Source organism: Paenibacillus sp. R-74696, from assembly GCF_055814915.1.
Window position 1 is genome coordinate 38,488 of sequence record NZ_JBPULM010000039.1, and the last position, 23,152, is coordinate 61,639.

Genomic DNA, 23,152 nt, shown 5'->3' on the forward strand with positions numbered 1-23,152 from the left:
TGCCACTGAATACTATTTCTTTCTACTTTTTTCTACAAGGGGAATGTACGATGATTAGGTCCATCTACGAAACCGAAACACTCGAGCAGCTAAGCGAAGTCATACAAACGGCTCCAGTTAAGGACGAGCTGCGCGAACTGCTAATCACCGAATATCATCGGCTTTTTCATTATGCCAACATCAAGCAGTGGAATGAGCTAGTGCGTGTATGCGAAGCGCTTGCTGTTGCCGGCTGGGGCGCATCTATGACGCCCGTAGAGGCAGTAGCGGACAAATGGATCAACGGCTCCTATTACACCGAGCTGCGCACCCGCACCTTCGAGCAAATCAAAGATTCTTGCAAAGGCTGGAGCAAGCAGCAGGGCAGCTTCGTCATCCATGAAGGCAGTGACAACACCGATTATGGCATTGCCGCCTTTGCTTCCCAGCGCAACCTGCTGCCGAAAAATCCGCTGCGCCTCGTCCGCTCCGGCAACTATCAGCTGTCAGCCCAGCCCTTCATCGACAGCCTGAGCGAGCTGCGGCGTGAACTGGATGAGCATATGCGTCAGGAGCTTTACGGCGCTTCCTTTAGCTACATCGGTATTCATTGCCACTTTAGCCATCATGACGACGCCGAGCGTACGCTGCAATATGAATATTTTCATGAGCAAAATGATGTTCCAGACGGATTTGAGCAGGGTTATTACATAAGGCCAAAATTTGCAGTTGGCAAGCTGGCTTCCCGCAAGGGCGAGCTCAAACTGGAAGTGACCAGGCATTTTACGAGAGCGGAGGGCGAACTGCCTTTAAGCGAGCAGCAGCAGCTGTTTAGAGCGGATATGCTCGTTATAGTGGACCTGTTGAAAGAGAAGCTGCTCAAGAAAAAGCTAAGCTACCGCGTGGATTTATTAAGGCAAGACTTAATCGATATTTTGGAAAAATGGACGACGAAGGGGAATGCTACATGAGCGTAAACCGTACATTAATGACACAATTACAGCAATTCGCTTCTGTATTTGGGAGGCATGACATGGACCTAGGCGAGGTTTATTTTCATGATGAGCCTCTACCCGTTCAAGAGCCGCTTCCGCTTGGAGAAGCACTGTGGACCTTTTATAGCTATCTGGAATTGGAGGAGCATCCGATGATTGGCGGTGTCTTGGCGGTGCAATTTTTCCGCTTGCCGGAGCTGGAACGGGCGCAGCAGGGCTGGCGCTGGATAATGACGGCTTCTGGACTCTCTCCTGATCCGAAGTGGCCGGATGGCTGGATCGTCTTCGCCGATTACAATGGCGATGCGCTTATTGTTGATACGACCGATCCGCAAGGGCCGGTATATGGCAGCATTCAAAAGCGGCATTCGCAAATCGCCGCTTCACTGGCTGACTTTTTCGCTATGACCACTGCGTTGATGAAGGTCGAGGAGGAAGAATTTGAGCTCGATGCCACAGATGAGGATTCCGAAGTGAAAAGCGAATTTATTGAACGCGCGATGGAGCTTGCCCCAGTGATGATTGGACGCGAGCATGGTCAGCAGTATTTGGATTTTTTCTTTAGCTAGAGCTAGGGATTCGCTCGGCTTATAAAAATAACCGGCAATATATCGCGATGTGATCGGCGATGCATTGCCGGTTATTTTCGTATCGTTATTCATAATGAACGCATTCGTTATGGCCGCTCCTGCTCCTTGATTTCCTTCAAAAAGGCTTTCAGCTCCGGATTTGCTGGCGGGTCCTGAAGCTCCATGCTTCTCAAGGCATCCACAGCGATGCGCAGCACAGCATAATTGCGGTACCAGCGATGGTCGGAGGGCACGATATGCCAAGGCGCGTGCTTGCTGCATTTTTCAAACACCTGCTCGTAATAGCCCTGATATTGCTCCCAGTATTTCCGTTCTTGGAGGTCCGAAGGGTCAAACTTCCAATTTTTCGATGAATCCTCGATTCGGCTTTTCAGCTTCTCCAATTGAAACTCCTTGGAAATGTGCAAAAAGATTTTGACAACCTTAACCCCACTATCCGCAATCAGCGACTCAAAATGGTTAATATGCTTGAAGCGCCGCTTCGCTTCCTGATCGGATACTGCGCCATGCACCCGTGTAATCAGAACATCCTCATAATAGGAACGGTTAAAAATAGCGATTTGTCCCAGCTCCGGCGCGTTGTTGTGCGCCCGCCAAATAAAATCATGCCGCTTCTCCACATCTGTCGGCGCCTTAAAGCTGTGAGCGGACACGCCCTGCGGGTTCAGGCCCGCAAACACATGCTTCGTTACGCCATCCTTGCCGCTGCAATCCATCCCTTGAATGACGAACAGCACCGCCTGATCCTTCGAAGCCGCCAGCTTTTCCTGAAGCTGCTCCAATTCCTCCTTCAGCTTCAGCGCCTCCTTCTCCACCTCTTCCTTATGGTCAAAGGAACCTTTGTCCTTTGGATTGATGCTGCTCAAAACAACCTTTTTATTCGCCGTCAGCTCGTATTTTTTTGCCATCTGCTTCACGCTCCTTATGTACCAGTATTCCACTTTATGCCATTCTTATCAATTAGTTATGCGTTATTAACTTGCAGCAGTTGCTGCTCATCCAACCACGATTGGACATGCGCAAGGAAACGCCTTGTGGCAGGCGAGCAAAACTTCATTGAATGGACGGCGATACCTAGCGAGCGAAAGCTCGGCTCTTCCAGCTCCATGACGTGGACATGATGATTGCGCCCTTCAATGACCAGCTCGGGCAATATGCTAATGCCAAGTCCCTGTTCAACCATGGCAATAATAGCAGCATCATCACCTGCCTCAAATCGAACGTTTGGCGTAATCGCTGCCTTCTTAAGTACGCGCCGAACATCATAATCCGAGCCAGATTTAGGAATAATGAACGGTTCCTCCCCAAGCCGAGCAAGTGGGAAAAAGGCAGCTCCGCAAAGCGGATGCTCCTGGGGCAATATGCACAGCATCCGGTCCTCCTTTAAAGGAAATACCTCCAGCTTGTCGCTCGTGGGCAAGGAGAAAAAGCCGCAGTCAATTTGTCCCTCCTCCAGCCATTCCTCAACCTCCTGATAATCCCCTTCCATCAGCTTAAATTCAATTTGCGGATAATCGTTTAAAAAAGCCTTCATCATCCGCGGCAGCCAGTGCACAGATACGCTTGTGAATGTGCCAATGCGAATCGTGCCAGCCTCCAGCCCCCGAATTGCAGCTATCTCTTCTTGCAGACGAGCATTGGCCTGCAGCACCTCGCGCATAGGCTTTAGCAGCCTCTCGCCTTCCGCTGTCAATAGAATGCCCGCACGGCTGCGCTGCAGCAGCCTAAAGCCAATTTCACTCTCCAAGCTGTTGATTGCATGGCTAACGCCCGATTGGGTAAAGCCCAGCGTTTCCGCCGCCTTCGTCAAGCTGCCAAGCCTGGCAACCTGTGCGAATATTTCATACTTATTAATACTCATCCTGCGTCTCCTCTATTTGCATGAGTATTCCTCATGTTTATAATAAGAAATCCCCGTTATACTTATATGTTAAACCCCAGTATACTAGGTTTCGGCCCATAAGCCTATTCTATTAAAGTCGGAGAAGATAACCCTCATGAAACCTAGAAATGCCGAATTGCTCATCGTGCTCGCAACCGTATTTTGGGGCTGTTCTTATTTATTTATGAAAATAGGGCTTGAATCCATTGCTGCTTTTAATTTAATTGCCCTGCGCTTTGGACTCGCCTTCCTGCTGACGTCTCTTCTCTTCTGGAAATCGCTGCGCAAAGTCGATTGGCGCACGATCAAATATAGTGCGATACTCGGCTTCCTGCTGTTCGCTGTCTTTGCCTGCATCATGTTTGGCCTTAAGACGACCACGACGTCCAATGCCGGCTTCCTCGTCAGTATGACCGTCATCTTCGTTCCGCTGCTGTCAGTCCTTCTGTTCAAACAGAAACTTACTTCGTCTATGAAGGTCAGTGTCCTGCTCGCCCTTGTAGGCATTGGGCTGCTCACTCTGAAAATGCCCTTCAGCATCGGTGGCGGAGATATCCTCTGCATGCTGTCAGCTATTTTTTATGCGCTTTATATTATATTAACGAACTCTGCGGCAAAAGCTTCAAATACACTAAACCTAGGTATTTTACAGCTAGGCTTTGCGGGCGGTTTCGGCCTAATCGGCATGCTGCTATTCGAGACGCCGACTTTGCCGCAAACACCCGCCAGTTGGGGCGCTGTGCTTGCACTAAGCCTTTTATGCAGCGGCTTTGGCTTCATTATTCAGCCCATTGCTCAAAAATACACGACCCCAACGCGGACGGGGTTAATTTTCTCCCTTGAGCCTGTGTTTGCGGCAGCAGTAGGCTTTTGGTTTGCTCATGAAATATTGCCTCCGCAGGGCTATGTGGGAGCTGCGTTCGTGCTGCTTGCTGTCGTTGCCTCCGAAATAAAATGGAAGCGTCGTGGTGACGCCCCATTTCCCGTTAAGGCTAAGGATAAAGTTCTAGGTAGAGCTAGGGAAAACGAAGCACTTCAGCAGATTCTCTAGAAAAATGCTATCCAGTTGATGCACAAATGAGCCGTGGGTGAGCAATCCACAGCTCATTTGCATAATCAGGATTTTATTCAAAATGTTGCTTTATCCTCTACTGTGCTTATTTTATAGTCAGAAATCTATATTGCTATTTACGAATTTATCCATTCATAATAGATAGCAGAATAGGAGCGATCAACAATGAACAAGCGCAAGGATTACAATAATAACAGCAGCTACTGGGAGAGCTATCAGCGATTTTTCCCTTCAGAAATACAGTTAAAAGAAAATAACCTGCCCAACGAGGAATGGTGGGATTGGCATAGCTGCGAAATTCATTTAGACCGGTTGCCAGCAGCCAAAAGCCCGCTCAAGATTGTACTCGTTCATGGTGCTGGAGGCAACGGCCGTTTATTCGCCCCTTATGGAAAAATGCTCCAAATGCAAGGCTATGAAATGCTTGCCCCAGACCTTCCTCCCTATGGACTTAGCAAATTAGGCCCTTTCTCCAAACCAATCCGTTATGAAGACTGGATTCAGCTTCTCGTTGATTTAGTAGAAAGCGAATATACACGTGATGGCAAACCTATTGTTCTGCTTGGCGCTAGCATTGGGGGCATGCTCGCCTATCATGTTGCCGCGCGCAGCCCTCATGTGCAAGGCCTGATTGCTACAACCTTCGTAGATACTAGTGACGCTGCTATGCGCCTTCAGCTTGCCCCTAATAAATATATTGCGGTGTATGGCAAATGGTTAATGGATGCCTTCCCCATTTTACTGGATTCATTTCGGCTGCCTGTTTCCAAAGTATCGCGCATGGAGCTGATTGCTAACCATGCTGAATTAGCACAGCTTATTATGCATGATCCCCGTGCAGCAGCAACCCGTGTGCCTCTTAAATTGCTAAGAACCTTTCTGAACATGACACCTGAAGTGCAGCCAGAAAGCTTTACGTCCTGTCCGGTACTGCTTGTTCACCCAGAAGTTGATCCTATGACTCCTTATGCTTTTAGCGAAAGCTTTTATAAAAGATTAGCCTGTCCGAAAAAGCTGGTCATGCTGGAAGGAGCCGGACATTTTCCGATTGAGCAGCCAGGGCTTGAACAATTACGTACTGCTGTCCTGGAATTTCTAACTAACCTTGCCTCAACAATCTCAAAGTAAATTAGCTCACTCAGGTTTACCCCCTAATTATTCAATAAGATTTGTAAAAGTATTTATATAATTAGTATAATGTTTTCCGCCATATAAACCGATAAGTATTCAAGCGACTTCCTTTTTTTCACTAAAAGAGGGTTGTTTACAGCAAATACTATTCCACAGCACTAGAAAGGAAGATTAAGTAATGAATAAGCTTCACCTTTTCACCAAAAAAAATGTTTGTTTGCTTTTTATTTTCACCCTGCTGTTTACTAGCTTCGGCACAGTAACAGCTCCGAAAGCCGAGGCAGCCGTAACGGCCAGCGGTTATGTATATTACACGTCTGACAATGACCTGTTCCGAATTAAAACAGATGGCACTGGTGCCGCTCTCATAATGGAGGATTTTGACGTTCCCGGTACTGCTCTGAATCGTGGCGGCAAATATTTGTATTATCTGTCCTACAACGGATCAACTACACTATTGCGCCTGCCAATCGACGGTACAGCAACTGAGGATGAAATTTTTTATAATGATGTGCTGCATTATTCCATTGTGAACGGAACGCTGTACTACATGACAAGCGCTGGAAAAATCTATTCCGTTTCTGCTAATGCTGCTGTATCAGAAGCAAAGCAAATTGCCGATAAAGCTGATACAGACTTTGAAGAATTCAAAATCATTGATGGAAAAATCTACTACAACACCGTCCGTAATGGTCGCTCCACGTGGGTAGCCTCCAAAGCAGTTACAGGCGCAGGACAAGTGCAATATATTGCAGCCGGTGCCATAGAACAGGATCACCATATTCAAACAACTGCTAATTCCGTCAATATTATTGTCAACACCAAGCCAGAAGAGCAATTTTATTCCCTTGACTGCATTGTACTTTATAGCGTACCTAAAAAAGGCGGCGCAGCCAAAGCCCTTAACTTAAACGCTCCAATTGATGCAAATGCGGCTTATTCCGGTAGATGGGCAACGAATACGTATTACCTATTCAACAAGGACATTCGCCTTGATTCCGAAGGACATTTCAACTATAACACCGGGAAAGGCTACCTCCTGAATACTAGCGGAAAAACCTTCTCCCTGCACAGCACTGGCGTCTATGGTGTAGCTAATGTAGGCACAGACAAAATAGCTTTTATTGATTCAGCGAATAAAGGTTATGTTGCAACGATAAAAAACAATAAAGTCATTAGCAAAAAAAATCTTAATATTTCTAAGCTTTATTCCGTTTACAACATCATGTCGGGTGGGAAAATCGCTTCTACGATCTATTTCGGAGACAATGCCAGCTACTTGCTGAAATCGGATTTGTCGGTTCAAAAGATACCTGGATTGAACGGGGATTTCATGCGTATCAATGATGACATGGATGGCATTTACTACATCAATGACGATTCCAAGGATGCAGGCTACGGACAGCTGTTCCACCTAAGCAGCGATGGCAAAACGGCAACGATGCTTAGCGAGCAAACAATCAGCCGCGTTCTGCTTGTTGCCAAACAATAAGCCGCTTTTTTTTATCATTAGAAGTGAATCTACCATGTATTATAAAGAGGAGCAGAATTCTAGAATCTGCTCCTCTTTTTCTATTGTGAAATGTTTGATTTTATTAACGTTTGATCTGCTCAAGAATTTGCGGATCTTTAATTTTCGTATCCTGTGCAAGCAGAACGATTTTGGATAAAATCTCTGCTGTCTTTGGATCTTCATCCATGAATGGCAGGAATAGCTTGCCTCGGTGCTGAGAATGAACCGGAATGATGGCAACTGCGCCAGAAGCCTGCTTATATACCATTCCACTGCCCAAATGAACGCTGTATTCACCTAATTGCCCTGCAATTAAAGCATGGTTGCCTTCCAGCCTTACATTAGTGATTTTGAGCAGTCGCAACGATTCTCGAACGATAGCTTGGCGAATTTCAATTGTTGTCAGACTCGCCTCAGGATCTACTCCGCCTACATGTGCCACACTGACAACCAAATCCACATCACGCATCACTTCAGAGAAAACGAGTGGCGGTACATTTTTAATATCAATCGGTTTATACGTATGGCGATCAAAGAAACGGACTGTTTCTAGAGTTGGGCATTCAACATCCGACGGAGAAAACCAATCAGCTAGCGCATAAATGCTCGCAATGATATTTTCCTTGTAATAAACCTTTTGCAGTCCTTCCTCATAGCTTACCGTCCATAAGCGGCCCTTCAGCAAGCTAACCGTCTTGCGAGGCTGTACCTGGTGTCCGTCATATCTGCGGGAAATCGCACCACTAGCCAGCTCATCAGCATTCGGCATGTACAATTCACGAAATACTTGTTTGAACGGTTGTTTCAACTGCCTGTCAAACATATCCTTTTGGTACAAGCTCCACTGTCCACTGTTAAACAAATGCAGAGGATGGGCAATAAGCAGCTCATCGCTTTCGGCAGCTTCATAGGCTTCCCCTGCTGCTCCGAGCAGCGTTCCGTTTTCAAAGTAACCCAGCTTTCCATTAGCACCAAATATCAATGTTCTAATTAAAGGCGCAATAACCGGGTTTTTCGCGAGCTTGTTAATCTCTTCTTTAGTGAAAAGACTTCCCGTTTCCATGGAGCGTTCAAGTTCCTTGCGCGCCCGCTTGAATTGATCGGAAAGCTCCGATTTAATTTGTTTAAGCGTCTCAATATAATCATGCTTTTTATAAGCGGCCGGAACGGACTTAAGCTCCTTGTCTTTGCGGAGCAAGCGGATTTCTGCTTTTCCTTCTTCGTCAATGATCAGCTGTACCTTAACTTCCTCATCCAAAGCGACGGGATCAAAGTAGTGCAGAAGCTCGTCTATTTTCCGTCCTTCCATATCCCAAGTTAAACGAACCACATCATTATACCCTGCATTTCGGGCTAAGTTATCAAGTGCAATGGAGCTTGTTTTTGACTCTGTAGCCCGACGCTGGGCTCCAAACGCTTTGCTTTCTTTAAGAAATTGCTGAATAAATTCATAACGTTCCAGTACATCGCGCTGCTTGTCTTGCTCTAATGGAACTAGGCTATAACACAGCAAATGATCTTTATTGCGTTTATCCGCTACTGATTTTTTCAAGTCTGCAAGCTTAAGTTTACCCAGCACCGCGTCGGCAAATAATTGAGAGCGTCGGTGGTTGGAACCGGCCGAAATATATTTTGCAGACTGATAGAGCTGATCAAACCGCGTCTCTCCGAGCTCTTCATAAGCAGAAAGGAACCACTTCACATCGAATGCGCCATCGTTGAAATCCTCCGGTAAAATCGGGGAATAATGGGCTACAATCGTTTCTTTCTCCCCTGAAAATGTCTCATTTATATGAGCGTGGAAATACCAGGCTGCACTGCGTAGACCATCCCAGCCCAAATATTTTGCTACAATATCAACCCATTGCGGTGCATACATCGCTGCTTCAAGCAGTCTGACCTCGCTAACTTTGCTTCCCTTAAGCAGCTCTTTCAACGTCTCTTCGTTCTCCCCCGCAGCAGGGTGGCATACTTTAAGCATTTGACTGAACGATTCTTTTTTCGTCGTATTTTTGCCATTGCTATAAATGTAGCCCCGGACGAATGATTCTTTATCCAACCCAGTCAAAATACGAAGGAAATATGAAGTCCCCTGAATAAGTGAAATGCTTGTTGCGAGCTTCGTGACATCCGTCGCAAGATCGCCGCGGTTAAGTTCAATTTCCAATATCCGCTCGATAACCCTACTTTTAATATCAACGATTTCTGGGTAAGAGCTTAAATCATGATTTTTCGGGCTAGTCATTTCCCCGATGTAATTATTGCTGCGTGGTCTGGACATTAATAATCGAATAAGTTCATTTTCAGTCAGTATTTCTAAGCTATACGCCCTTGCAAAATCCTCAATTCCAAGCAAATAACCATTGTAACCCTGCAGTGCAAATAGCCAATAATAAACTTCAAAATACGGTTTGAATGAATGATCGCTATGCAGTTCAGACTTTTGCCAGCGCCGCCAGAAATTCGTCACTGCATTTAAAATACCTTGATTTTCATCCTCTTTGTCATGAGGGAAGCAGCTAATAATTAAACGCAGCGCATGATTTGACTTGTCAAATCGCTCCTGTTTATTGCTATCTGAAATATAAGCATCAATAATTTCATTGACCTGATCCCCATAATCCAAATGATTATAAATCGCTTGCATATCCACCACCTTCTCCATAGGATAGATGGTTTCAATCAGTTCCTTGCCCCAAGACTCCAGCGCCTGAAAGTTGGATTCGTACATTTCCCACCTTTTCAATTGTCCCGTGCAGCAGCGATGCAAGAAATCTGCATGACGATAAAACTCCAGCTGCATTAACTCAAGCGGGCCAAAGCCGCTCGAATCCAAATATTTTCTCCACACGTCAGTAAGAGGATAACGTTCCAATGCAGGTGTGTTGTCTTCGGGGTCGTAACGCCAGCTAGTTGTTGACAGCCTTGTCCCGAGAAGCACAGTCTGTTTAGCCTCATAATAATCTTGAATTTCATATTCATGTTCCCGATATTCATGAACAAGCTCAGATAACCCTTGTAGAAAATGCTGCATCTTGTCCACTGGCAAAGTAAAATATTGCTTTACTTCTTCCAAAGCCGACAATGGCATTGGTTCTATTTGTACAAGCCCATCGGCTTTCTCAGGAAGGTTGTACAAGCCAAAGCCATTTGCCAAAGAATAGGTAGCCTCTTGTTTCAGCTTCGCTAGTAATAGCCGTTCCTTGTCTGTTGGCTCCGTAAGTACTTCTACCTGATCCTGAAGCTCAGCAAACAGCCCTGCATGCTGCTCGTCCTCCTTCATCTCAGTCAATAATTCCAACGCAGCCAGACGCTGCAGCTCCACCCGACTTTGCAGAAGCTCCTTTGTTACAGCCTTAAGACTGGAAGCTGGTTGGTTGAGCAGAAGTTCAATAGCACCTTGACGAAGTGCTCCTTTCTTAAGCTTCAGCAGAGCGGATATGGAAGACAGCTCCTCCACACTCATTTGGAGCTTTGCAGCTTTCCGAATCGCGAATTCGCGATTGCTTGTACTTTTATCTGAAAGGCTTGCAAATAAAAAGCCTCTTTGTGCTTTATTTTCTGGATCGGGAAGGAAATACTTTAACAACTCGCCCCGCATACTAGGACTCAATGTATCTTTAATAGTTATTATCTCGGCAATCATTTCATTATCCATATCATAAGCTATCAGATAGAGCATCTTTCTTACGATTTCATCGGCATGAAGCGTATAGCTCCTCCAATCAAATACACGGGAATTTTTCGTTATTTCCTTCTCATTCATCCCGGAAAGCATGTTGGAAAATTTCGAAAAATGGCTCCGTCTCTCCGATTTCTCCTCAAGAAATGGTGTACTTGTATAAGTCAACGTATTATCTCTATCCATATGCCATTCGTAGCTGTATCCATAAGCATAATTATCAAGAAGCCAATACTGCAGCTCATAATCTGTCTCATCAAGCCAATTTTTAGCAATGGAAAAACGCATAGCTGTATTGGTGCTCTGTGCAAGAACATACTGAGCAACCACTTTACGATACGTATCCTGGCTTCCCATTATATAAGATATCTTTTCATGCAAATCATTTTCCTCATGCACAGCTGTCGTCCACAGAGCCATAAATACCTCATTGACGTTGCTGCTTTCCAGCCACTGCTCACATAATGCCTTGTTGCCAAGGGACTGGATCACGTAGCTGAGGCACTGCTTCGCTACTCGGGCATTCGCGGCTTCCAAATTCAGGCCTGTCCAAACATCCAACGCGCGAATAACCGAGCTAAATCGGATTAAATTATTGTCCTCCACAATTTTCAGCATAAATAGCATGGCCTCAATCGTGCCCGAGTCCATTTGCTCGACAATACTTTGTCTGAGTCCTTCTTGCAGACGGGCAGCAACAAGAAGCTCGCCTATCATATGATAAGCTCGCTTACTATGGCTCAAAAATATACCGGAAATCATAAGACGGGAAAGCAAGGCGGTGTTATTGTCACCATATATAATTTCTTTCAAATCCTCAAACGTTTCTTCGTTTTCCCTATCAAGCTCATAAGCAATCATATCCGCCGCGGCAAGCATTAGGTGATTGTAATCCGAGAGAGAAGAATGATCAACTTTCGTCAAATAATCCTTCACATTGAAGTTCGCCGCCTGTATATAAAAGAGGGAAATACATTTCTCTATCACTCTTTCCGTATGTACTTCTAAATTTGACGTGCGGAATGGGCGGCGCAAATAACCATTACTGTACGGATACTCCACGCAATGGTTAACAATATATCGGAATACAGCTGCATAAGGGGCGTCAAACAGCTTGTCCATAATAGCAACAAGCGGATGGAACCATTTGCTGCTATCATCTGCTGACAATTGCATCAACAATTGCTTTAATTCTTTCTTAGCGTCACTATCCATATATCTCTGTTTAGCAAATTCGATGACTAGACTAGCAAGTTTGTGATAAGACTCATCCTTATCCAAGGTAACCGCTTTATCCAGCATCTTCTGAAAATACTCCTTATTCGCTTCTAACTCCATATTGTAACAGCCTCCTGCTTATTAAAATAAAATATGAACCAGTCCAGCTACCACATTCTACCTGCCAGCATAGTAAAACGAATCAATGCGAGTTCGTCGCCATCCTGTATATGTAAAGGACTATCCAATTGTTCGATTTCATCGCCATTAATAAATACCTTATATAGTCCGTCTTCAAACGCCAGTATTGCAGTACAAAGCGCTTCATCTATACTTGCCCTTTGCTCATTATATATTGAGCCAAAGCCAACTTTGCCCGTCTCGGCTTGCAGCTCCACATCACTTTGCGTCAAATATGGCACAAGCGGAACGTCCGTCTCCTTTTGATTGAATTTCTGAACATTTACAGTAACCAGGTCCGTAATTAGCGCTTTCAACGTATCCGGTTTATTTGTAAGTGTCCACTCGAGACGATTTAAATAGCTTTTCTTCTTTCCAAGACTCTTCACCGTTATGTACACAATCATGACCGACTACCTCCGGATACTTATAATGTCCCCTGACTACCATAATAGTACCATATTTAGGAAAGGACGCCCTTCATGCCTTTAGGAGGAAATAATGAAACTTTCTCTACACAGCCAGGCCCTTTTACACTTAAAAATACGTGATATAGACTATTTACACCTATCGCATATGGATAGAACAGTGTATAAATTTTCATTATTTCGTCTTCAAGTATGTTTAATTGTCCTTAAATATTTACGGCTTGTCAAAAGAGAACATAGGTTCTATAATTCATATTACAGGAACATACGTTCTTAGTCAATGAAATTCCAACCTCTTCCTTCTACTTTTGGATATATGGTTTTGAAAATTCATTAAAAAAACAATGTTTGAGCATTCCTTAACATGGGTATAACCCTCTATTGGAAACTTTGATTTTATGCTTCATTGTTTATTAATCATTTTCAGGAAAACAGCTGGATTGACGCTACTGAGTAGAGCGTGTTATTTTAAATTGGACATGGAAACTTTTGGAGGGATATGAATGATTGAGATTCGCTTATCCATTGATTACGATGAATATGAAAATGGTGTTCGCATTTCCCAGCTTATTGACCAGCTCACTGAAAAACCGAACGCAGCTAATATTTCCGTGCTTACGATCGGTGATTGGGGACAAGCCTATGAGAACGGACCTGATGATGCAATCGAATCACTCGTTAAACACAAACATATTTTCACAGGGCTGAGCAGCGTATTTCTTGGAGATATGGACTCGGAGGAATGTGAAGTATCCTGGATTAATCAAACAAACATCGCTCCACTGCTTGAAGCCTATCCTAATCTTCGATCCCTTACCGTTAAAGGAAGCACCGATTTAAGTTTTGAACCCCTGCAGCATGCAGCGCTTCAAGAACTGAAAATTATTTGCGGCGGATTGCCGAATAGTGTAATTGGACAAATCACTGGCTCCCAGCTTCCTGAGCTTCGCAGACTTGAATTGTATCTCGGTGTAGATAATTATGGGTTTGATGCATCGCTGGAAGAGGTTCTGGCAGTCGCTAATCCAGAGCTATTCCCAAAGCTCACCTATTTGGGCTTGAAAAATAGCGAGATTCAGGACGAGATTGCAATTGCGATTGCTGATTTGCCAATTGTCGACCAATTGGATACGCTTGATTTGTCTTACGGTACTCTAACCGATGTGGGAGCAGAAGCCCTCATAACGAGCGAGCGGGTGAAGAAGCTTAAACATTTGGATCTTAATTACCACTATATGAGCGATAATATGGTCGAACGCTGGAAAGCAACTGGTCTTTCTGTTGACCTTAGCGATGGGCAAGATGCTGATGAGGATGACTGGCGCTATCCCTATATTACGGAATAATGACCGCCACAGCTTCAGTACAACCCTATTTGTTAATTGGGAACCCAGGCAACAAACGTACGCTTGGCCTACAAGCTGCCAGGCAGAAGCTTGGGCTTCCCCCAGCTATCGTTCTTCCTTATTCGGATCTGCTGAAACGTTCTACCCATTTAGGTGAATCAATTCGGCAGGCGGCAACAAACTCACAGCCCATTGAAGGAAAGCCCTTTGTTCTCCGACTCGATGCTCCTGGAGAAAATCCGCTTGTCGAGCGTGAATTAATTGCGTGGGGAGCAGAATTTCAAGGAAGCAGAAAAGATTTAACTAGCGGTATATCTGTTACTCCGGCCGAAGCATTGCGGCTTCCCGAACAATATGGGCGCATCCTTTATCCAGGGCAATGGTACCGTGGCTATTGTCGCCTGCTAGCCGAGCTTCGTGAAGCTGCGCAGCAAAGTGATTTTCCATTCCGCTGGGTCAACGATCCGGCGGATGTTGCCGTTATGTTCGACAAGCGGCGCTGCCAGCAGCTGCTTTCACAAAATGGTGTCCCTACGCCTGCTATGCCAGCTCCCACTGGCTCTATCCGAGATTATGAATCGCTGCTGACGGCTGTTCAATCGAGCCGTATGAACCGCTTATTCATTAAGCTTGCTTATGGCTCCGGAGCCTCAGGCGTTATCGCCTATCAGCGTCATCCTGTAACTGGCTCAGAAATTGCGATTACAACGATTGGCATAGAGCAGCATAACAATGAACAGATTTACTACAATTCTGGTAAATTGCAGCGTTATACCGACTATTCAACGATCCGATTAATCATTGACTGGGTATGTCGTGAAGGTGCTCAAATTGAGCGTTGGATTGAAAAGGACAGTATCGATGGCAGCAGCTATGATATTAGGCAGCTTGTCGTTAACGGATCCCCTTGCCATGCCTTAGCAAGGCTAAGCCGCACTCCTATTACTAATTTACATTTGCGCAATGAGCGTCGCTTAATAACAGATAGCACACTGTCAGCTGCTTTGAAAAACCAGGTTGAAGATACCGCTGTATCCGCACTTGCTGCCTTTAATGGTTCAACGGTCGCTGGAATTGATGTGCTTGTTCAAAAAAAACAGGGCCGGACCTACATATGCGATGTTAATCCCTTCGGTGATTTACTGTATCATGCCGAGCATAAGGGAATGAATACTTACGAATGGCAAATGTCGCTTCTACAGCAGTAAAAAGCCTGCACGGAGAGGATGCTCAGGATGATAGATATGAACCAAATCGTGGGCTCTCATGATATTGTTATGATTACGCTTGATACGCTGCGTTATGATGTAGCCAAGCTCGAAGAATCCAACTGCCGCAACTTATGCGCAGACGGACCATGGGAGAAGCGGCATACGCCTGGCAGCTTCACGTATGCTGCACATCATGCCTTTTTTGGAGGCTTTCTCCCTACTCCTGCCAATACGGATAAAGCATCGCATGTGCGATTATTCCACACCAAAAATACAGGTTTAAAAACACATCCCCACACATGGCAGTTTGATGCACCTGATCTTGTAAGCGGCCTTGCCGAAGAAGGATACCGAACGATATGTATTGGAGGAGTCATCTTTTTCACTAAGAAAAATAAGCTGGCAAAAGTACTTCCCGGATATTTTCAAGAAAGCTACTGGCGCATGAATTTCGGGGTAACCAACCCTCGTTCTACTGAGCATCAGGTCAATCATGCTCTAAAGCTGCTGGAGAAGGCTGATATCAATGAAAGATTGTTTCTGTTCCTGAACATCTCGGCTATTCATGGGCCGAATCATTATTTTCTTCCTGTCGGTTCGCGTAAAGACTCCATCGAGTCGCAGCGTGCAGCACTCAGATACGTAGACAGCCAGCTTGGCATATTGTTCGATGCGCTGCGAAGCCGCGGCAAAACCCTTTGCCTCGCCTTCTCCGATCATGGAACCGCCTATGGCGAAGACGGATATGACGGACATCGACTCGCACATGAGGTCGTATGGAACGTACCATACCGTGAATTTATTTTAGAATGAAAGAGGAGAGATGCCGGATGTCCATGCCAACATCACTAACTAGACTAGCGGATTTGCCGGAATGGGGCAAGCGCTGGTTCGCCTCCCCTTACCGCTCCTATCTATATTCTTATCCGCATAAAACCGCATACCGAACACTAACACCGGCGCTGCCGCTTGAGGATCTCTGGAAAGACGAAGCTGCCGATTATTATTTCTTATATATGCATATCCCGTTCTGTGGCGTACGCTGCGGATTTTGCAATTTGTTCACCCTGCCTGATCGTCGTACCCATGTGCATGAGCAATATGTAGATGCACTTGAACGTCAAGCTTTGCAGTGGGCTCCCATTATTACAGGAAAGCCTTTTTCCCGCTTCGCCATTGGTGGCGGTACGCCTACATTGCTTGAGGCTTCACAGTTAAATCGGCTGTTTACCATTGCCGAGGATGTTATGGGGCTGGATACATCACAGGCTTCCATTTCTGTGGAGACCTCTCCTGATACGGTGAGTGAAGAGCGGATGCAAATTTTAAAAGACCGCCGGACCGATCGGGTTAGTATTGGTGTGCAAAGCTTTATCGATGAGGAGGCTTCGGCCATTTATCGACCACAAAAGCCTAAGCTTGCTGAACAAGCAATTACGATGCTGCAGGCTTTTGATTTTCCCTTGCTGAATATTGATCTGATTTATGGTTTGCCGGGACAAACTGCCGATTCATGGATATATTCATTGGAGAAAGCAATTAGCTTTGCTCCGGGCGAAATTTTCATTTATCCGCTGTATACGCGAGAACATACGATTTTAAAGCCAGACGAAATTCAGCGCCAGGGTACCGATGCACGGCTGGAACTATATCATATTGCATGCGAACGCCTTAAGGCGGCAGGCTACAAGCAATTTTCCATGCGGCGGTTTGCTAAAGACATAACGTTTACGCACAAAAACATTTTACCATTTAGCTGTCAGGAGGAAGGCATGGCCGGACTCGGCTGCGGTGCACGCTCTTATACGCGCGAAGTGCATTATGCGTCCCGTTATGGGGTAAGCGCAGCGGCTACAAGAAGCATCATTGCCGATTATGTTGCAACAGAAAATTTCCAATCCGCGAATTACGGATTTAAATTAAATGTCGATGAACAGAAACGGCGGTTTGTTTTAAAGGCACTGCTGCATGCCGAAGGCCTTTCACTTGCAAGCTATTTAGAACGTTTTCGCAGCGAAGCACTTGCCGATCACTCCGAACTGGCTGAGCTTATCCAACTCGGCTTTGCCCAAATGATGGATGGCGGACAAATCCTTCGTCTAACAGAGCTTGGCATGGCTTATTCCGATGCTATCGGCGATGAGTTTATTTCCGGTGACGTTAGAGAATTAATGGAAGGGTACGAGCTGTCATGAAGGCCGTGCTGTATTATCGGGGGTCACTCTCCTCCTGCAACTATGATTGTCCTTATTGTCCATTTAGCAAAAATAAAGATAGTGCCGCTACGCTGCGCAAAGACGAGGAGCAATTGCATACTTTCATGGATTGGATTCGGGAGCAAGGGCACGCCGGCCATGAATTATCTATTTTTTTCAACCCCTATGGCGAAGCCCTTATCCATCGCTGGTATCGCGAGGCTATGATTGAGTTGTCACATATGCCGCATATTTCCAAGGTAGCCGTCCAGACGAATCTCTCTACTAAGCTAGATTGGACAAGCCGGCTAAATCCAGAGAAAGCTGCTTTTTGGGTTACTTACCACCCCGGTCAGACGACGCTCAGCCAGATGCTGTCACAGTGCGTGCAGTTGCACCAACAAGGACTTAATTTTAGCGTTGGAACCGTAGGGCTGCGAAGTGCTTTCGAGCAAATTGAAGCACTTCGCAGCAGCCTGCCAGAGGATGTATATGTTTGGGTGAATGCCTTTAAAGATAAACCTAACTATTACACAGAAGCAGAAATCGCCCGGCTTGAAGCTGTTGATCCTTATTTTCTATGGAATACGATGGACTATGATAGCTTTGGTCAGCGATGCGCCGCCGGGTCCTCCGTGTTTTATGTTCAAGGAAGCGGTGTCGTCAAACATTGCTACAAAGATCGGCGTATCATCGGCCAACTCTATCGGGACGGACTGGAAGGCTTGTCCGCAGAACGGCCTTGCGGCATGAAGAAATGCGGATGTTATATCGGCTATATCCATATGCCAAAGCTGGAGCTGGGAAATATATATGAAGACAGTCTGCTGGAGCGAATTCCAGTACATTTTCAGCATAAAGAAAAAGTAAGCACATCCTAAAGCTACTTTCGTCTGTAACTAGACTTTACCTGAAAAGGAACTTGTCTATTTCTGTCGAATTGTAACTAATATGATACTTAAAAATACGCCCAAACTCAGACTGTTTATTTATATTGTTGTATTTATTAGCTTCCTAACCTGCATGCATCTCATCTGGAACGCGGCGTTTAAGCCCCCTGTCCATCCTGTTGCAAAGCAGGGTGTGCTAGATTTGCGCAGCTGGCATTTTACTGATAAAGAAACGATCCGGCTTAATGGTCAGTGGGAGTTTTATCCAAACATTTTTCTTACGCCTGATCCCTTAGACGCCTCTCCTGCCAGCAAAAGCTGGGCTGCTGTTCCAGATAAATGGGGTAATTATTTAAATAAAGACACTGATGGTTCTGGCTTTGGCTTTGGAACCTATCGTCTCCGAATTTTGCTTCCTGACAATGGCACTCAGCAATTTGGGATCGAGACGATGACTATTTCAAGCAGCTATGAGTTATTCGTTAACGGGCGTTCTGTATCCAAGCTCGGTCAGCCTTCAGAAAATAAGCAAGAGCATGTGGGAAAGATGTATCCTCTTATCGCATCCATTACAGGTACAGATGAAATGAATATAGTGCTCCATGTGTCTAACTACGATTTTCCTGCAGGGGGCGGTATTACCAAGCCGATTAAATTCGGGACGTTCGCCGCTGTTCAACGGGAGGATCATTTATTAATTGCCATGCAGCTAACGGTAACCGTCATCTACTTGCTTCATCTAATTTATGTCGCTCTTCTCCCTCTGCTTGGTGTGCGGAAGAAGGAGCTTGTTTATTTGGCCATCGTTATTTTCTGCATGATGTTAGGTACTCTATTAGATGATAATAAATTATTGGTTGCCTGGCTGCCTATTACTTTAAAATGGAACATAAAATTATTAATGCTTTCTTTGATTGGAGCATCCACGCTGCTGTTAGCGTTCTCTGCCAATTTTTTATCAATATACCGTAAAGGTAGAGCCGTACGTGTGTATTTATTTCTATGCGCTTTTTACGCGCTCTTCATTTTGCTGCTGCCGTTTGAGCAATTCATTTCCTTGTCTCCTCTTAGGATTCTGACGGTTTCACTCCCGCCCCTTATAATATTTATTATGATTCTGCGCTTAGCACTTAGGGGAGAAGAACATATGATTTTCCTGCTGTTTGCTGCTACAAGCGTCGTGTCTAGTATTGTATGGGCTACGTTCAAATTAAGAGCAGATTGGGATTTGCCTTATTATCCATTTGATTTAATTTTTGCATTTATCTGCTTCGCTTCCTTCTGGTTCAAACAATTTCTGCAAACTAGAACCAATTTGGAGCAGCTTGCTTATAAACTTCAAAAAGCCGATAAAGCGAAAGATGAATTTCTCGCTAATACTTCTCACGAGCTGAGAAATCCGCTGCATGGCATGATTAATATGGCGCAGACCGTATTGGCTAATACGACCCATTCCATTAATGAAGCAAGCAAAAATAATTTAATGCTGATCATTACCGTTGGACGCCGCATGTCGCTGCTGCTTAATGATTTACTCGATGTCACGCGTCTTAAGGATCGGGATATTCATTTGAATAAGGAAAGCATCCGGCTGCAAAACATCATTTCCGGCGTATTTGATATGCTGCGTTATTTAACGGAGGACAAACCCGTTCAGCTAGAAATGAATATATCCCGTTCATTTCCTAAAATAATTGCCGATGAAAATAGGCTGATTCAGATTTTATTTAATCTCATCCATAATGCTGTTAAATTCACGAACGAGGGCATTGTTAGCGTTCATGCAGAAGCGATTGGGGATAAAGCCTATATCCACATACAGGATTCTGGGGTCGGCATAGATGCAGATGTACAGCTCACTATTTTTCAAGCTTACGAGCAGGGTGATTCCAGCATGACTGCTATGAGCGGCGGCATTGGTCTCGGGCTCAGCATTTGCAGGCAATTAGTTGAGCTTCACGGGGGTGAGCTAACGGTACAGTCGGTTCCGGGTAAAGGTTCTACGTTCACCTTCACCATGCTCCTTGACGCCGATGCAGCTGCCGACGAACCCGAATTTACGCTGCCAAGCGAAGCTGAAACAGCCGTGTCTACAGAAGCCGTCATTGCTGCTGATTCTCAATTACTGCGTCTTGATCAGAGACAAGCGGCATCCGACACAGAACAAAATAAAGCTACTGTCCTTGCCGTAGATGATGATCCTATTAACTTAAAAATATTATCCAGCTTGCTGGATTCAGAGTTTTATGAAGTGGCTACCGTCACGAGCGGCAAAGAAGCACTCAAGCTGCTTGAAACGAAGGAGTGGGATCTAGTTATCGCTGATGTTATGATGCCGCAAATGTCGGGCTATGAGTTGACTCAAACGATTCGCAAACGATTCAGCATATCCGAGCTGCCGATTTTATTGCTGACTGCTCGCAGCCGTCCCGAAGATGTCAATACAGGCTTTATGGCAGGCGCAAATGATTATGTTACTAAGCCTGTCGATGCGATGGAGCTCAAGTCTCGCGTACAAGCTTTAACTGACCTGAAGCAAACGGTAAATGAGCGGCTGCGTATTGAGGCGGCTTGGCTTCAAGCACAGATTCAACCTCATTTTCTATTTAATACGTTAAATTCCATTGCCTCCTTAAGTGTGATTGATCAATCGAGGATGGTGCAATTGCTGGAGGAGTTTGGAAAATATTTGCGAGCGAGCTTTGATATGAAAAACTCAGAGCGCGTAGTTCCGCTTCAGCATGAGCTGGATCTGCTTCATTCCTATCTATTTATTGAGAAAGAGCGCTTCGGCAATCGCCTGCAAATTGAGTGGGAGCTTGATGACTTGCCATGGCTTCGTATTCCGCCGCTTTCCATTCAGCCGCTTGTAGAAAATGCCGTGCGGCATGGAGTGCTGGCCCGTTCAAGTGGGGGCACTGTGCGTATTCGCCTGAAAGGATACGACGATTATACTGAAATTGCGATTATAGATAACGGGGTCGGTATGGAAGAGGAGAAGGTCAGAAGCGTGCTGGAGCAAAACCGTGGAGGAATTGGCCTCCGCAATACGGATCGTCGTTTGAAACAGCTGTACGGCAAGGGATTATGCATCGAAAGCACAGTAAAACAAGGTACGGTTGTTCGCTTTTCTATCCCAAAATCCTCAACCGATGAAGCAAATTTAAATGGGATATAAAACAAGTATAGAAATTGTATAGATGTTCCGTGTATAATGTTGGGGAACAAAAAAAATAACTATGGTGATAAAACATGCGCTTAAAAAAATGGGTTAAGATTCTCCCGACTTCCATTATGATTGCCGTAATAGCGGGAATGCTGGTGCTGTTTTTCACACAATTGTTCAGACTCCCCGAGCCATTCTTCTCTAATCAGAACCTTCCTTTCTTCTTCAACACCTTAATGGTCATTATCATTACCGTTCTTATTATTATCATGCGTGCCATGCTTGTTGAAAGAGCAGTATTGAAGAAGCTTGCCTTTAGGGACGGTATAACGGGTCTTTATAATCGACATGGGCTTGAGCAATTTTGGAAAACATATCGCAGCAAAAAAAGTATGGCGATTCTCTATCTGGATTTGGATCACTTTAAAGAAATAAATGATCGTTTCGGCCATCATGTTGGAGACGCACTGCTTCGGGAGGTCAGCGTTCGCTTACAGCAGGTGGAGTCTAAAAAACATCGCGAGCTATTCCGGCTTGGCGGTGATGAGTTCGTGATGATTCTCAAAAACTGCGACCCTATTATGGCAAAGCGGGCTGCCACGCAAATTTTGGAAAAGCTGACGACCCCTTACGCAGTCGAAGGTTATCACGTGTTAATTACCGTTAGTATCGGTATTCGGATGTGCACGGCCCGCAACGCTGAGCATGATATGCTTGTGAAAGAAGCGGATGCTGCGATGTACGTAGCCAAGAAACAAGGCAAAAATGGATTTTTTGTATTTAGGGAAGGCAGAAGCAAACTTCCAAAAGAGAAATACGGCAATATTAATCAAGCCAAGCCGTAAAGTAAATAAGCAAGGAGTTCTACACCATCCGCTTGTTTAGTGGATCGTGAGGTACTCCTTGCTTTTTTACGTTTCTATCAGCTTTCAATTCCTTTTATAATGTCTCCATTTGACGGGCATGCACAATTAACCTGTGAGTCGGGTTGATGAGCGGATCGCAGGTAATGAGTGTAAGCAATTTGTCACCGGGAACACTATCTAATACTGACAGCTCAGTTGGCTCGACAATAAGGGTCTCGTACACTTTGTAAATATATTTTGCATTACTGGTCTGTACGACAATTTCATCGCCAATTTCTACTTCATTCAGCCGATTGAATAACCTTCCGGTTGTATGGGCACGATGCGCTGCGACAGCCGCATTGCCCTCCTCCCCAAACAAAGCAGTCTCTCGCATATGAACGGCCGCATGCTTCATATTAGCCTTTGTAGCGCCATCTAAGATCGGTAATAAGACATCAATACGATCTATCGTAATTGTTGCAATGGGCTTGCCGTTTTGAAAATCGTTTAATAGAGAAGCTGCCTCATCCTCGGTTTCTTCTCCTGCATTTAACATATCATTTAGCTGTGCGTAGCTTTGTGCGGCCCCCGTATTTACAGGCTCGGGCGTATCCATGAGCAGGAGCGCTTCTTTTAACAGCTTCTTCTGCTCCCGATCAGCCATCCATTCATTCCACTGCGGATAAATGAGCAGCAGCACTCCGACTGCTACCAATATAATTGCGATTTTACGCAAATTCTCAGCTCCCTCTGCTTATATGTTTCTTAACTAAACTGAATAGGCTTCTCTATTATGCAGAGCCAGGCTCTACAGTTTCTCTACAGG

Annotated in this window: 17 protein-coding genes; 12 read left to right on the plus strand and 5 right to left on the minus strand. The window is 45.1% G+C overall.

The genetic code is table 11. The annotated features are described in order from the left end of the window. Positions 1–50: 50 nt before the first annotated feature. Together ACSR9A_RS19015 and ACSR9A_RS19020 are read left to right on the plus strand one after the other, a co-directional pair. Positions 51–950, plus strand: a complete 900-nt coding sequence (locus ACSR9A_RS19015) for a hypothetical protein (RefSeq protein WP_473758884.1) — start codon at positions 51–53, stop codon at positions 948–950. Further along, complete coding sequence (locus ACSR9A_RS19020; protein ID WP_473758886.1) at positions 947–1,543, plus strand: hypothetical protein; 597 nt, start codon at positions 947–949, stop codon at positions 1,541–1,543. The genes ACSR9A_RS19015 and ACSR9A_RS19020 overlap by 4 nt, the downstream gene beginning before the upstream one ends. Positions 1,544–1,650: 107 nt before the next feature. Here the strand turns inward: ACSR9A_RS19020 and ACSR9A_RS19025 are convergent, their stop codons facing one another. Further along, a complete protein-coding gene (locus ACSR9A_RS19025; RefSeq protein ID WP_473758888.1) occupies positions 1,651–2,472 on the minus strand; it encodes a PPK2 family polyphosphate kinase in 822 nt (273 codons plus the stop codon). A gap of 56 nt (positions 2,473–2,528) precedes the next feature. Further along, entirely contained in the window at positions 2,529–3,425 is an 897-nt protein-coding gene (locus ACSR9A_RS19030) for a LysR family transcriptional regulator (protein ID WP_473758890.1), read from the minus strand. 136 nt (positions 3,426–3,561) lie between these two features. Between ACSR9A_RS19030 and ACSR9A_RS19035 the strand changes: the two genes are divergently transcribed. From ACSR9A_RS19035 to ACSR9A_RS19045, 3 genes are all read left to right on the plus strand, one after another. Then, complete coding sequence (locus ACSR9A_RS19035; protein ID WP_473758891.1) at positions 3,562–4,497, plus strand: DMT family transporter; 936 nt, start codon at positions 3,562–3,564, stop codon at positions 4,495–4,497. Positions 4,498–4,683: 186 nt separating this feature from the next. Next, positions 4,684–5,646, plus strand: a complete 963-nt coding sequence (locus ACSR9A_RS19040; protein WP_473758893.1) for an alpha/beta hydrolase — start codon at positions 4,684–4,686, stop codon at positions 5,644–5,646. 181 nt (positions 5,647–5,827) lie between these two features. Beyond that, entirely contained in the window at positions 5,828–7,141 is a 1,314-nt protein-coding gene (locus ACSR9A_RS19045) for a DUF5050 domain-containing protein (RefSeq protein WP_473758895.1), read from the plus strand. 103 nt (positions 7,142–7,244) lie between these two features. Here the strand turns inward: ACSR9A_RS19045 and ACSR9A_RS19050 are convergent, their stop codons facing one another. Continuing rightward, a complete protein-coding gene (locus tag ACSR9A_RS19050) occupies positions 7,245–12,182 on the minus strand; it encodes a DUF4132 domain-containing protein (RefSeq protein ID WP_473758896.1) in 4,938 nt (1,645 codons plus the stop codon). Between the two features lie 47 nt (positions 12,183–12,229). Next, the gene (locus ACSR9A_RS19055; protein ID WP_473758897.1) at positions 12,230–12,649 is read right to left on the minus strand and encodes a hypothetical protein; all 420 of its coding nucleotides are present in this window, start codon (positions 12,647–12,649) and stop codon (positions 12,230–12,232) included. A gap of 524 nt (positions 12,650–13,173) precedes the next feature. Between ACSR9A_RS19055 and ACSR9A_RS19060 the strand changes: the two genes are divergently transcribed. The 7 genes from ACSR9A_RS19060 to ACSR9A_RS19090 all read left to right on the plus strand — a co-directional run bounded on the left by ACSR9A_RS19060 (position 13,174) and on the right by ACSR9A_RS19090 (position 22,323). Further along, complete coding sequence (locus ACSR9A_RS19060; protein ID WP_473758898.1) at positions 13,174–14,016, plus strand: STM4015 family protein; 843 nt, start codon at positions 13,174–13,176, stop codon at positions 14,014–14,016. Between the two features lie 29 nt (positions 14,017–14,045). Next, positions 14,046–15,224 carry an STM4014 family protein gene (locus ACSR9A_RS19065; protein WP_473758899.1) on the plus strand — a complete coding sequence of 393 codons (1,179 nt, stop codon included), beginning with the start codon at positions 14,046–14,048 and terminating at the stop codon, positions 15,222–15,224. Between the two features lie 27 nt (positions 15,225–15,251). Beyond that, a complete protein-coding gene (locus tag ACSR9A_RS19070) occupies positions 15,252–16,040 on the plus strand; it encodes an STM4013/SEN3800 family hydrolase (protein WP_473758901.1) in 789 nt (262 codons plus the stop codon). 23 nt (positions 16,041–16,063) lie between these two features. Then, positions 16,064–17,422 (plus strand): STM4012 family radical SAM protein, encoded by a 1,359-nt coding sequence (locus ACSR9A_RS19075; RefSeq protein ID WP_473758923.1) that lies wholly within the window; start codon positions 16,064–16,066, stop codon positions 17,420–17,422. After that, complete coding sequence (locus ACSR9A_RS19080; RefSeq protein ID WP_473758903.1) at positions 17,419–18,303, plus strand: STM4011 family radical SAM protein; 885 nt, start codon at positions 17,419–17,421, stop codon at positions 18,301–18,303. The genes ACSR9A_RS19075 and ACSR9A_RS19080 overlap by 4 nt, the downstream gene beginning before the upstream one ends. Before the next feature lie 202 nt (positions 18,304–18,505). Further along, positions 18,506–21,490 (plus strand): hybrid sensor histidine kinase/response regulator, encoded by a 2,985-nt coding sequence (locus ACSR9A_RS19085; RefSeq protein WP_473758924.1) that lies wholly within the window; start codon positions 18,506–18,508, stop codon positions 21,488–21,490. 74 nt (positions 21,491–21,564) lie between these two features. After that, on the plus strand, positions 21,565–22,323 hold the full coding sequence (locus ACSR9A_RS19090; RefSeq protein WP_473758904.1) for a GGDEF domain-containing protein: 759 nt from the start codon (positions 21,565–21,567) through the stop codon (positions 22,321–22,323). A 94-nt stretch (positions 22,324–22,417) separates the two neighbouring features. On the opposite strand, the gene ACSR9A_RS19095 is transcribed toward ACSR9A_RS19090, so the two are convergent. Continuing rightward, positions 22,418–23,062, minus strand: a complete 645-nt coding sequence (locus ACSR9A_RS19095; RefSeq protein ID WP_473758905.1) for a class D sortase — start codon at positions 23,060–23,062, stop codon at positions 22,418–22,420. Between the last annotated feature and the right edge of the window lie 90 nt (positions 23,063–23,152).